Source organism: Mucilaginibacter sp. NFX135 (assembly GCF_048565145.1).
In the GTDB taxonomy this organism is placed as follows: domain Bacteria; phylum Bacteroidota; class Bacteroidia; order Sphingobacteriales; family Sphingobacteriaceae; genus Mucilaginibacter.
In genome coordinates this window covers 854,637-868,206 of record NZ_CP183412.1, presented here as the reverse complement: position 1 = coordinate 868,206, position 13,570 = coordinate 854,637, and the positions used below count along the sequence as shown (strand labels likewise).

Genomic DNA, 13,570 nt, shown 5'->3' with positions numbered 1-13,570 from the left:
TAATGATGAGAGACTAATGGCCGCATTGGCCATTAGTTATTATCAGGGTAACTTTCATTAATTTTATTTTTATGGAACCATTAACGCCCGCCAGTGTACCGGAAATATTTATATCATGCAAAAAGGAAGTTCATTATAGCCGCGAATTGGTGTTGCCGCAGCCCGCGCTTGTAAGGGTAATATCCGGTGAGGTAAGGATTGCCGCCGCCGATAGGCATTACAGTTTTTTTGCAGGTGATACGGTGCTGTTCCCGCGCAATCAACTGGGCCGGATGAGCAAATTACCCTTGAACGGTGAACCTTGTATTGCGGTATCTATTGTTTTCAGACACGAGATATTAAGTCAATATTATGCGGCTAATCCTATCGATCCGCAGCCACATCAAACCATCGGCTTAATACAACTGGCCGATCACCCTTTGCTTGAAAGTTTGTTTAATTCGCTCACGCCTTATTTTAAATTGGCGGATGCTTTACCGGCCGATCTGGCCGCTTTTAAAATAGAGGAAGCGATAAGGGTGTTGCGCACCATTGATAAAAACGTAGATCAGCTGCTGGGGCAGCTTGATAAACCTGGAAAGATAGATCTGATGGATTTTATGGAACGGAATTATATGTTTAACCTCACCGCTGCCAAATTCGGCTACCTCACAGGTAGAAGTCTTACCACATTTAAGCGCGATTTTAAAAAAATATTTAACAATACCCCTGAGAAATGGTTGACCAAAAAGCGCCTGGAATTGGCGCATTACCTGATATCCGAACAAAAAAGAAAACCATCTGATGTTTATTTCGACGTAGGTTTTGAAAACTTGTCGCACTTTTCCTTTGCGTTTAAAAAGCAATTCGGTTATAATCCCACAGCTGTTTTCGCTGCATAGTTAATATATGAGGCGTATTAAAACAGGCGTGGCGGGCGGTAGAAGCCCATGGCAATTGAGTAAAAATATTGTGTCATTGGCTAATATTGCCTTGCCTCAAAAAACAGAGCAGCCTAAAGATGGCAAGAATTATAGCATCAGCTAACGACTTACTATCCTGGCTTTACAAATAAAGAAAATTTGAATTCCAGGTCCTTATCATAGTAATAGCCCGTGAAAAAGGCAGTGTTGAAACCTACAAGCCGCAGAGCCGACTCACCTGGTCTACGCTTCGCTGGACCACCCTCTCTGCGGCTTTGCCGCAAAGAGGGTAAAGAAAAAAAGAATTAAAAATCCCCTCTATGCGCGAAGCGGAGAGAGGGGTGACGAGCGCAGCGATGTCGGGGTGAGTCGATCGATAGATGCCTAATTTTCGCTTTATGCCTTTTCATGCTATTACCCTTATCATGGGGCTCATATACAGGGTTAACGCAAATATTACTCAAAAAGTACGGCGCAAAAAATATACTTTCAAAAGCGGCTGAAAGTAAAAAGCCATAAATATATTTGACTCATCATCAGCACTTTAAAGCCTGTATTATGATTCCTGAAACCAAAAAGCCCGCTATTAATCATGCCCTGCAAGTAACTTTTGGCACCACCGATCTGGAAGAGACCCGTGAACTCACCGCCGGACTATCATCGGCTCTCGTTTTCCGGATCATCGTTCGCGGAAAGCCTTACCTGCTCCGGATTATCACCCGTACAGATGCCATGGCCGACCCTACCCTGGAGTATAATTGCATGAAAGCTGCCGCCGAAGCTGGGATAGCACCGAAAGTTTGGTATGCTAATGTGGAGGACAGGATAGCCATTATTGATTTTATAGATGCCAAACCTTTCCCGATGGAAGAGGCCAAAACAAAGCTGCCGTATCTGCTTAAACGATTGCACGCCTTACCACCTTTTCCTTTCCGGATCAACTACCTGGATAAAATTGCTGAGTTTATTGAAAAATTCCGGGCCGGCAACCTCATACCTGATGAGTTAACTGCCGGGCTGTTCAACTTTTATACCCGGGTTAAAAACATCTATCCCCGCAATGCCGAAGATCTGGTTGGATGCCATAATGACCTTAAACCCGAAAACACCTTGTTTGACGGAGAACGGGTTTGGCTGGTTGACTGGGAAGCCGCCTTTTTGAACGACCGCTACCTGGACCTGGCTATTATGGCGAATTTTTTAGTAAAGAACGAGGAAGATGAAAAGATTTATCTGGAAGCTTACTTTGGCCAGGAAGCTGCCGAATATCAACATGCCCGCTTTTTTTTGATGCGGCAGATCCTTCATCTGTTTTATTTTGTTGTTTTTACGATGGCAGGCAAAACACCAAATAAGCCTGTTGACTCTAATATGGCCATGCCCGGCTTCAGAGAATTTCATGACCTCATTTGGACCGGCAAGCTCAGTTTGGCTAATATGGACAACCGCCTGCAATATGCCCAGATTCACCGGGAACAGCTTCAGCATAATTTGGGTTTGAAAAGACTGGATGAAGCGTTGCTTATTGTGGCGAATTATCAATCACTTAGTCGCAACCGCTAACTGCGCTATCCGAAGTCTCTGACTTCGGATCACTATGCCTGTAGTTTGCAACTACAGCGCCGGTAGTCTGAAGACTACCTACATATAAGTCCGAAGTCAGAGACTTCGGACAGCGCAGGAAAAAGCAACAAAACCCGCGTCATTGCGAGGTACGAAGCAATGACGCGCTTATTATAAACACTAAGTAAGCCTGTAAATATTAACCTTATGCTGACACGCTTAGCATAAAATCCACACCAATTTTCTGTATCTTTGCTTAATTTTTTAGCAATTTCTTTTAAAGGTATTATCTTACATACACTTTTAAAGTAAACCCGTTTACCTGGGTTTAATAAATTTGGTACCAATAACATATATGAACGAAATAACCGTTGACCTGGGCGAACAAAGCGAAGTTGAAGTTTATGGCGCCAGGGTACATAATTTAAAAAATATTGATGTTTCTTTTCCGCGCAATAAGTTGGTGGTGATCACTGGTTTGAGCGGCAGCGGCAAATCATCCCTGGCTTTTGATACCATTTATGCCGAAGGGCAGCGCCGTTATATGGAAACATTTTCGGCCTACTCGCGCCAGTTCATGGGTGGTATGGAACGCCCAGATGTGGATAAGGTGTCTGGCTTGAGCCCGGTTATTGCCATTGAGCAAAAAACCACCAGTAAAAATCCGCGCTCCACCGTGGGTACCATTACCGAGATCTACGATTTTATGCGTTTGCTTTTTGCCCGTACCGGCGAGGCTTACTCATATACCACCGGCGAAAAGATGGAGCGCATGAGCGAAGATCAGATCCTGAAAACCATTACCGAAAAGTTCGATGGACAGCCGGTAAACATCCTGGCCCCGGTGGTAAAAGCCCGTAAAGGTCATTACCGCGAGCTTTTTGAATCTATACGCAAACAGGGCTACCTCAAAGTATGGATAGACGGCGCCATGGCCGATGTGGAGCCCAAAATGCAGGTGGATCGTTACAAGATCCATGATATTGATATTGTGGTTGACCGTTTGGTGGTATCTGAAAAAGACAGCAAGCGTTTATATACTTCGGTACAAACCGCCCTTAAAATTGCCAAGGGCATCATCCGCGTTGGCGATAAGGATAATAACGTTGCGTACTATAGTAAATACCTGATGGACCCGGTATCGGGCATCTCTTATGATGAACCTCAGCCCAATACTTTCTCCTTTAACTCGCCTTATGGCGCCTGCGAAAAATGTAATGGTTTGGGTTATATTTTTGAGGTTGATGAAGCTTCAGTTATCCCCAACCCCAAACTAAGCATCATGAATGGCGGATTGGCACCTATCGGCGAGTACCGTGAAACCTGGATCTTCCAGGTGTTAAAGTCGTTGGCCAAGAAATATGAGTTTTCACTCTCGACCCCGATCGAAAAGCTGACGCCCGAGCAAAAGGATATCATCCTGAACGGATCGCCGGATATGATCACCGTTGCCGTGGAATACAACAAATGGAACGTACAAAGCTACCAGATCACCTTTGACGGTATTGTGCGCATGCTGGAAGAGCAGCAGGAGCGCCGCGGCGACGAAGGCATGGACGATATGGAAAACTATCGTGTGCTGAAAACCTGTCCGGTTTGTGATGGCGCAAGACTCAAAAAAGAGTCGCTGCATTTTAAGGTCGATAATAAGAATATATTTGAGCTGGCCTGTATGGACATCCGTACCCTGCAGGGATGGTTCACCAACCTGGAAGACCGCCTAACCGAGCGACAGAATGTGATAGCCAAGGAGATCCTGAAAGAGATCCGCGCGCGTATTGTGTTTTTGCTGGATGTAGGCCTGAGCTATTTAACGCTCGACCGTACAGCCAAAACCTTATCAGGGGGCGAGGCACAGCGGATCCGTTTGGCTACCCAGATAGGATCACAACTCATGAACGTGATGTACATTCTGGATGAACCCAGCATTGGCTTGCATCAGCGTGATAACGAACGCCTCATCAACGCGCTCAAAAACCTGCGCGACCTGGGTAACACCGTTTTGGTGGTAGAGCATGATAAGGATATGATACTGGAAGCCGACCACGTAATTGATATGGGACCGGCAGCGGGTGTACATGGCGGACAGGTAGTAGCCGAAGGCACACCGGCCGAGCTAATGGCCAAACATACCCTCACCACATCCTACATCAACGGCGAACGCTCCATTGCCATCCCAGCAAAACGCAGGGAGGGTAACGGCAAAACACTGAGCCTGAAAAAAGCCACCGGCCATAATCTGAAAAAGGTATCGGTTGATTTTCCGCTGGGTAAGCTTATCGGCATTACCGGGGTATCGGGCAGTGGTAAATCAAGCTTAATTACCGAAACATTATATCCTATACTGAACCATCATTTTTTCAGGGCCAAGAAACAACCCTTGCCTTATGAAAAAATTGAAGGGCTTGAAAATATCGACAAAGTGATCGAGATCGATCAAACACCTATTGGTCGTACACCGCGCTCCAACCCGGCTACCTATACCGGCGTATTTTCGGATATCCGCAACCTGTACGTGGCCCTGCCCGAATCAAGGATCAGGGGATACAAGCCTGGTCGCTTTTCATTCAATGTAAAAGGCGGTCGTTGCGAAACCTGCCAGGGTGCCGGTATGAAGGTGATCGAAATGAACTTTTTACCCGATGTACAGGTGCCTTGCGAAGAATGCGGGGGCCGCCGGTACAACCGCGAAACGCTGGAAGTACGCTATCGTGGTAAATCCATCAGCGATGTACTGGATATGAGCATTGAGGATGCTACACCGTTTTTTGAGCACATTCCATCTATCTACCGTAAGGTTAAAACTTTGTATGATGTTGGTTTGGGATACATTACGCTTGGCCAGGCGTCAACCACTTTATCAGGCGGCGAAGCACAGCGTGTTAAATTGGCCACCGAACTATCTAAAAAAGATACCGGCAATACTTTTTATATACTAGATGAGCCTACGACCGGTTTACATTTCGAGGATATCAATGTACTGTTGGGCGTACTGTACCAACTGGTAGATAAAGGCAATACCGTACTGGTCATCGAGCATAACCTGGATGTGATCAAGGTGGTCGACCATGTGATCGATCTTGGCCCCGAAGGTGGATCAGGCGGGGGTAATATCCTGTTCTCTGGTACGCCCGAAGGACTATGCAAGGTTAAAAACAGCTTCACCGGTCAGTTTTTGAAAAAGGAAATGGGCATAAAATAGAATTTGAATTTAATGTTCTTCAAAACAACATGTACAATATATTGTACATGTTGTTTTGTTTTTATATCTTTACATTGATATAAAGATACAAATGGAAATTACCACATATACTGCCTTCAGACAGCAGCTAAAATCCTTTTTGGATAAGGTACGTAATGATCATAGACCATTGTTGGTAACCAGTACCACCGGCGATGATGTAGTTGTAATTTCAAAAGCCGATTATGAAAGCATGGAAGAAACTTTTTATCTGCTCAAAAGTCCCAACAATGCTACACGGCTTCTAAAAGGCATTGAAGAATATGAAAAGGGTTTAGGTCAGGAAAAAAAGCTTATTGATTAGTGAAGATCGTTTTTCTGAGCCCCGCATGGGATGATTATTTATATTGGCAAAGCACAGATAAATCTATTTTAAAAAAAATCAATACCTTAATTAAAGAAATAGAACGTATTCCTTATGATGGCAGTGGAAAACCAGAGCCACTAAAACATAATTTGTCTGGTTGGTGGTCCCGCAGAATTAATTTGGAACACCGCCTGGTGTATAAGGTAGAGCATGAATCTATTTTTATTCTTCAATGCCGTTATCATTATTAAACAACGTAGTTCAAATAAGTCTTTCTACAAAAGGTGATTCGCGCACAGTCTCCTTTATTTTCATTTTGTTAGCTTTACTCATTAACTACTAACTGAAATGAAAAAAACCATTCTATACATTTTCGCCGTAGCTCTATTAGCTGCCTGCAACCAATCTAAAACAACCAATTCATCTAAAACCGACAATCCGGAGCTGGCCAAAGTATTTGATAATTACTTTGAAGAATCATTAAAGCTGTATCCGCTTAATGCCACCTATATTGGCGATAACCGCTATAATGATCAGTTGCCTAATGATGGTTCCGCAGCGTTTTTGGCCAAAGCGCAGGCCTTTTATACCAATTACCTGGCCCAGGTAAAACACTTTAACCGCGAAGACCTGAGTGAAGCCGATCGGCTTTCGTACGATATTTTTACCTATGAGGCGCAGCTTGCCCTTGATGGCTTTAAGCAGCATTTTGAATACATGCCCTTTAACCAGTTTTATGCCCTGCCGCTTACCATGGGTCAACTGGGTTCGGGCTCCGGTGCACAACCCTTTAAGACGGTTAAGGATTATAATGATTGGCTAAAACGTGTATCTGCGTTTTCGGTATGGGCCGATACTGCCATCAGCAATTTTAACAAAGGCGTTAAAGCAGGCGTGGTTTTACCCCGGGCGCTGGTGGTAAAAGCTATCCCTGAACTACAGGATCTGGTAGTTGCCGACCCTACAAAAAGCTTATTTTATGGGCCGATCACTAATCTACCCAAAGATTTTTCGGACACGGATAAAAAACAACTCACCGAAGCTTATAAAAAGGCCATCACCACTGTTATTTCACCTACTTATAAAAAACTGGCAGATTATTTAAAAACAGAATACCTGCCGCATGCGCGTGCTACTTCGGGTTATTCGGCTTTGCCGGATGGTGCGGCCAGATATGCATACCTGGTTAAACAACAAACCACTACCGACAAAACACCTGAAGAAATTTACCAGACCGGATTGAAAGAGGTAAGCCGCATCCGTGGTATTATGGATAGTATCAAAACCAGCGTTGGCTTTAAAGGCGACCTGCAAGCGTTTTTTGAATACATGAAAACCGACCCTAAGTTTACTCCCTACAAAACCCCAAAAGAGGTTCTGGCAGCGTTTGAAAACATCCATAAACGCATGGAGCCCAACCTGAAAAAAATGTTTAACCATGTGCCTAAAACGCCTTTCGAGATCAGGCAAACGGAGGCTTTCCGGGCAGCATCGGCCAGCGCCGAATACAACCAGGGTTCGGCAGACGGCAGCAGACCGGGTATATTTTATGTGCCCATATTGGATGCTACCAAATTTAACATTACTTCGGGTATGGAATCCTTATTCCTGCATGAGGCTATTCCGGGTCATCATTACCAGATCTCTTTGACCCAGGAGAACACCTCACTACCCAAATTCCGCAGGTTTGATGGCGGCGAAAATGCTTATGTAGAAGGATGGGCCTTATACTGCGAATCCTTAGGTAAGGAGTTGGGACTATATACCGACCCTTATCAATATATGGGCGCGCTGGGCGATGAGATACACCGTGCCATCCGCTTAGTGGTTGATGTGGCCATACATACCAAAAACATGAGCCGCGAGCAAGCCATTAAATATATGATGGATAACGAAGCCATCAGTGAACAAGGCGCTACTGCCGAAATTGAACGCTATATGGCCATTCCGGGTCAGGCGTTGGGTTATAAAATAGGGGCGCTTAAAATACGCGAGCTTCGTAATAAATACGAAAAACAGATGGGCAGCAAATTTAACCTGGCCGAATTCCATAACCAGGTACTGAAAGACGGCGCCATGCCGCTTGCTGTATTTGAAGCCAAAATGGACGCCTGGGCTGCCAAACAATAATACACAAACTATTTCCCGTTGCCCGTGTCCTCACGGGCAACTTTTATATTCACACCGTTGCCCGTGTCCCCACGGGCAACTTTTATATCTGCCTATCGCAACTATTTTGCATTACGTTCATCTATACTTCATATTGCAACAATATTTTTGCATAAATACAATTTGATTTTTTTGACCTTTGTTGTATAAATGGTTACCTGCGTGAAACAAAGCCGTACAGATATCTTTAAAAAACTGCAAGTGCTATTCATAGCTGCCTGCTATATCTTTATTGCTGTATCGCACATCTTTTTTTTACCCCGGTTAACCGGGCCGGTTGCCGAGGCGGCTGTAAGCCATAACTCCATCTTTAAAAGGAAGACCGAAACCACAGTGGCCAGCCTTTCCCATACCAATTTTTTCCAGCGTACCGATAAGTTTATCATGAATGATAAAAAATCGGCTATTGATCTGTTAAATATGGTTGTTGGCAGCTTTATATTGCTGTTGTTTGCACAACGCCTCTGGAAACTCAATCCACAGCGTTTACTTAACATTAATTGGTCAGTTACCGATTCACAATACTCCTATTTGTCCTTCTGCACATTTAAAATTTGAGTTGATGAGGCCTCCTCAGGCCCCGAGCTTATGCTCCATCATATATTCAAATTAGTTTATCTATCATTTACCGGTATTTACTGTATGCTTTGCCTTTAGGGTTATGCTTTAATGCGTCCTTATCTGCTTAAGTTAAATAGTCGCCGGTACAAGTTCATTTCAGAAACTTATGCAAAGTTTAAAAATAACCGTATTGATTGCTGCGGGCCTGCTCATAGCGGTAAATACCTATGCACAGCAAAACAATGATCCGGCGGTCAGCTTAAAAACGCTGCTCAACCGGGTTGATCAAAATGCACCTACACTGCTCACCGACTCCGCGGCTATCAAGATCCGCCGTACCCAGGCTGCCGAAACGCATAGCAACTGGCTGCCCAACTTGCGACTTAACTACCAGGCCGATATAGGCACCAACAACAACGTGGCCGGCCCGTATTTTGGGTTTGGCATTATCCCGGCCGATTCCAAAGTACGCGCAGAAAGTAATAACTCTGCCGTATCGGCAGCCGTGGGCGTAGCTGCGCTCGACTGGGAGATTTACAATTTTGGCTCCTATGGCGCTCAAAATAAAGTGGCCAATTCTGATATCCAGGTAGAGCAAAATCAATTTGCCAACTCCAGGTACCAGTTACGGGCTTATACCATTAGCAATTATCTGCAACTGTTGCGCCTGCATGATCTGCTGGCCATACAGTCACTCAATATAAAGCGCAATACTGAGATCCTTCGTTCTATACAATCATTGGCTAAAAGCGGTGTACGGGCAGGTGTGGATACCAGTATTTCGGAAGCCGAACTGTCAAAAGCCAGGTTAAACTATATCGAGCTAATCAATCAGCAAAAGCAGGTACAATTACAACTGTCGTCCGTTAGTGGTTTGCCGTATCAGTCCATCATCCCTGATACTACAGCCGAGATGACACTGATAGGCCAATTGGCAGTGGTACAATCCTTAAATCCCGATACGGTTAATCACCCCCTGATCAACTATTACAAATCGGTATATCAAAACAGTTTACAGCGCGAGGCTATGGTGAAAAAAAGCTATAACCCCAAGATCATGCTGGAAGCCGCGGCCTGGGGGCGAGGATCGAGCATCGATGCTAACGATCATTTCAACAGCCTGTCGAGCGGCTTAGGTGTCGATCGTAGCAATTACCTGGTGGGTATAGGTGTATCCTATAATTTGTTTGATATCCGCCGTCGCCAACTCAAGCTGCGTACCCAAAAAGCTACTACAGATTACAGTCTGCAAAAGCTGTCTGAGCAAAGGCAACTCCTGTCTACCAGTGCCAACCAGGCCGATGTAGAGCTGGAAACCGCCCGGCAGCGCCTGCAGGAAATTCCGCGCCAGTTAAAGGCGGCCAACGATGGTTATCGACAAAAACTGTCGCTATATAAAAGCGGCTTAACCGATATTATCGAGCTCAATGCGGCCCTCAATATCCTTTACCGTGCCGAAACAGACCTGGCACAGGCCAAATTCGCTTACTCCGGCGCACTGTTCCAGAAAGCCGTTACCGAAAACCAGGTGAATACCGTTTTAAACCTTTTAAAATAATTTAGCTATGTCAATGGTCACCTCCGCGCTCAAAAGGCCCATCACTACCATAGTGATCACCATGAGCCTGCTGATATTTTCAGTGCTCAGCGCAGTCAAAATACCGATAGATATATTCCCGCAGCTCAACCTGCCCACCATATATGTAATCGAAGCCTACGGCGGTATGTCGCCGCAGCAAATGGAAGGCTTTTTCTCTACCAAGTTCCAGGATCAGTTCCTGTACATCAATGGTATTAAAAGTATCACCAGTAAAAACATACAGGGTTTAACCCTCATTAAATTGTCGTTTTATGAAAGCACCAACATGGCCGAAGCTTCGGCGCAGGTAGCGCTGCAGGTAAACCGGGCCTCCAGCTTTTTTCCTCCCGGTGCATTACCGCCGCAGGTAGTTAGGTTTGATGCCTCATCGCTGCCCGTTGGCCAACTGGTGTTCTCGAGCCCGACACGCAGTTTAAAGGATATTTATGACATGGCGGCTACCAAGATCCGCCCTATGTTTGCCACCGTTCCGGGTTTGTCGCCATCGCCTCCGTTTGGGGCCAACGCGCGTTCCATCACCGTAAACCTTGATCCGGATAAGCTGCGCAGTTACAATTTAACACCCGACGAGGTGGTTGACGCCTTGGCTAAGTTCAACGTAACATCGCCCTCTGGTAACCTCCGGCTGGATAATACCATGTTCCTGACCACCATGAACACGCTCATTAAAAACCCGGATAATTTTGGCGATATCCCCGTAAAAACCCAGAATGGCGTACCTATTTTTGTAAAGGACGTAGCCCGTGTGGCCGATGCTGCCGATATTACGGTTGATTATGCCCTCATCAATGGCAAACGCTCGGTATACATCCCGGTAGTTAAAACCGCCGATGCATCTACCTGGGCCGTGGTGCAAAACCTCAAAAGCAAACTACCCGAAATGCAGAACCTGCTGCCCGATGACGTGAAACTGAGCTATGAGTTTGACCAGTCGGTGTTTGTGGTGAACGCCGTGAAAAGTTTAATGACTGAAGGTGGATTAGGCGCACTGTTGACCGGTTTAATGGTACTCTTGTTTCTGCGCGACTGGCGCAGCAGTCTCATCGTGGTGATCACCATCCCGGTATCTATCCTGATAGGGGTATTGCTGCTGAGCATGTTCGGGCAAACCATCAATATCATGACCCTGAGCGGGCTGGCACTGGCTATCGGAATCCTGGTCGATCAGGCCACGGTAACCATCGAAAATATCCACCAGCACCTGGAAATGGGCAAATCCAAACGCCTGGCCATTTATGATGCCTGCGAAGAGATCTCGTTCCCGCTTTTGCTGATATTGCTTTGTATTCTGGCTGTATTTGCGCCATCGTTTATGATGAGCGGCGTGCCTAAGGCCATGTTTTTACCGCTTTCCTTATCCATCGGGCTAACCATGATCGTGTCATACATCCTGGCGCAAACCGTGGTACCCATCCTGAGCAACTGGCTCATTAAGGCCGAACATTACCAGCATTATCACCATGAGGATATCCATGCTCATGCCGGTGAAGCGCTGAATGAACAGGAAGAAAAACAGGTGCAAAAACACCTGAATAATGAACAGCATCACCCGGAAAAGAATGATCTGTTTGAGCGGATCAAACTATGGCTTATCCGGGTGCTCAATAAGAGTATGCCGCGTAAAAAAGGCATTGTGTTGGTGTATCTTTTTAGTGTGATCATCCTGGCCGGTTTTTGCTTTGTGTTTATTGGTAAGGACATGATGCCGAAGATCAATAATGGCCAGTTCCAGATCCGTATCAAAGAACCTGATGGTACCCGGTTAGAGCGTACCGAGGATGCCTTTAAACAGGTGTTGCAGATCATTAACCAAACGGTGAATAACCATGTGGAGATTACCTCGGGCTATATTGGGCTGGTGCCTACCGCTTATGGAACCAGTAACCTGTACGTGTTTAACACCGGTACGCAGGAAGCCGTATTACAGGTAAACCTTGACGAAAAGTACAAGGTGAACATGGATGAACTGAAAGATGCCCTGCGCAAAAACATCCATTATAAACTGCCCGAGCTAAGGATAAGCTTTGAACCCATTGACATGACCGAGAAGATCATGAGCCAGGGCGCGTCATCGCCTATTGAGGTACAGGTGGCCGGTAAGGATATGGCCCAGATTGAGGGTTATGCCAACAAAGTGGTAGATAAGCTCAAAGGCATCAGTTACCTGCGCGATGTGCAGATTGCCCAACCCTTGAAATTCCCGGTGATCAGGATCACGCTCGACAGGTTGAAGGCCGCGCAACTGGGGCTAAATATCAAGGATATTGCCCGCTCGGTTACGGCCAGTACCTCATCAAGCCGTTTTACAGATAAAAACCTTTGGCTGGATGAAAAAGGGGCCTACACTTACCAGGTACAGGTACAAATTCCGGAGTATGTGATGAACACCATGGACCAGCTAAAGGAAATACCGCTGGTAAAAGGCCAAAGCAGCCCGGTGCTGAGCGATATCGCCACTTTTACGACCAGCTACGTACCAGGCGAATATGACCGGGCAGGGCCACGCCGCTTTATCACCATCAGCGCCAATATTTATAAAAAGGATTTGGGTACCGCTACCAACGATGTGCAAAGGGCTATCAACTCCCTGGGTACAGCACCAAAAGGCTTGGTAGCATCCCAAAATGGTATGGCCAACTTGCTTACAGAAACACTGAGCAGTTTGCAGAATGGTCTGGGCTTAGCCATCCTGGTGATATTCCTTTTATTGGCGGCTAACTACCAGTCGTTCAAGGTATCATTAACGGTATTATCCACCGTACCCGCGGTAATATTGGGCTCCTTATTGATGTTGCTGGCTACGGGCTCAACGCTTAACCTGCAGTCATACATGGGTATGATCATGTCGACTGGTGTATCGGTAGCCAACGCCATCCTGATCGTGACCAATGCCGAAAAGCTGCGGTTAGATTATCATGATGCTACCAAAGCGGCCATCACCAGCGCATCCATCCGTTTGCGCCCCATCCTGATGACCAGCCTCGCTATGATAGCGGGGATGATACCGATGGCTTCGGGTATGGGTGAGGCCGGTGAACAATCGGCTCCGTTAGGCAGGGCGGTAATAGGCGGTTTGTTTGCCTCAACACTGGCAGCCTTATTTATTTTACCACAGGTATTTGCCTGGGTACAAAATAAAACCACCTACGATTCGCCATCATTAATGCCCGATGAACCTGCCGAACACGCAGCCGAAATAACAGAGATAGAAACCTTAACAGTATAAG

10 protein-coding genes are annotated in these 13,570 nt (G+C 45.9%); all 10 read left to right on the top strand.

What is annotated here, in order from left to right; all coding sequences use genetic code 11:
* The first annotated feature begins 71 nt into the window (after positions 1–71).
* The 10 genes from ACNURT_RS03850 (at position 72) to ACNURT_RS03805 (ending at position 13,569) form a co-directional block, all read left to right on the top strand.
* The gene (locus ACNURT_RS03850) at positions 72–881 is read left to right on the top strand and encodes a helix-turn-helix domain-containing protein (protein WP_370997511.1); all 810 of its coding nucleotides are present in this window, start codon (positions 72–74) and stop codon (positions 879–881) included.
* A 7-nt stretch (positions 882–888) separates the two neighbouring features.
* The gene (locus tag ACNURT_RS03845) at positions 889–1,026 is read left to right on the top strand and encodes a hypothetical protein (protein WP_370997510.1); all 138 of its coding nucleotides are present in this window, start codon (positions 889–891) and stop codon (positions 1,024–1,026) included.
* Positions 1,027–1,460: 434 nt separating this feature from the next.
* Positions 1,461–2,465: a phosphotransferase gene (locus tag ACNURT_RS03840; RefSeq protein ID WP_419700624.1), complete on the top strand. Its 1,005-nt coding sequence runs from the start codon at positions 1,461–1,463 to the stop codon at positions 2,463–2,465.
* Between the two features lie 355 nt (positions 2,466–2,820).
* Positions 2,821–5,667 (top strand): excinuclease ABC subunit UvrA, encoded by a 2,847-nt coding sequence (gene uvrA, locus ACNURT_RS03835; RefSeq protein ID WP_419700623.1) that lies wholly within the window; start codon positions 2,821–2,823, stop codon positions 5,665–5,667.
* 91 nt (positions 5,668–5,758) lie between these two features.
* Positions 5,759–6,010: a type II toxin-antitoxin system Phd/YefM family antitoxin gene (locus ACNURT_RS03830; protein ID WP_370997507.1), complete on the top strand. Its 252-nt coding sequence runs from the start codon at positions 5,759–5,761 to the stop codon at positions 6,008–6,010.
* Entirely contained in the window at positions 6,010–6,264 is a 255-nt protein-coding gene (locus ACNURT_RS03825) for a Txe/YoeB family addiction module toxin (protein ID WP_419700622.1), read from the top strand. Before ACNURT_RS03830 ends, ACNURT_RS03825 begins: the two co-directional genes overlap by 1 nt.
* Positions 6,265–6,361: 97 nt before the next feature.
* Positions 6,362–8,143, top strand: coding sequence for a DUF885 domain-containing protein (locus ACNURT_RS03820; protein ID WP_419700621.1), 1,782 nt, complete (start codon positions 6,362–6,364; stop codon positions 8,141–8,143).
* 201 nt (positions 8,144–8,344) lie between these two features.
* Positions 8,345–8,740 (top strand): hypothetical protein, encoded by a 396-nt coding sequence (locus ACNURT_RS03815; protein ID WP_419700620.1) that lies wholly within the window; start codon positions 8,345–8,347, stop codon positions 8,738–8,740.
* 169 nt (positions 8,741–8,909) lie between these two features.
* Positions 8,910–10,301, top strand: a complete 1,392-nt coding sequence (locus ACNURT_RS03810; protein ID WP_419700619.1) for a TolC family protein — start codon at positions 8,910–8,912, stop codon at positions 10,299–10,301.
* Positions 10,302–10,308: 7 nt separating this feature from the next.
* Entirely contained in the window at positions 10,309–13,569 is a 3,261-nt protein-coding gene (locus ACNURT_RS03805; RefSeq protein ID WP_419700618.1) for an efflux RND transporter permease subunit, read from the top strand.
* The last annotated feature ends 1 nt before the right edge of the window (position 13,570 follow it).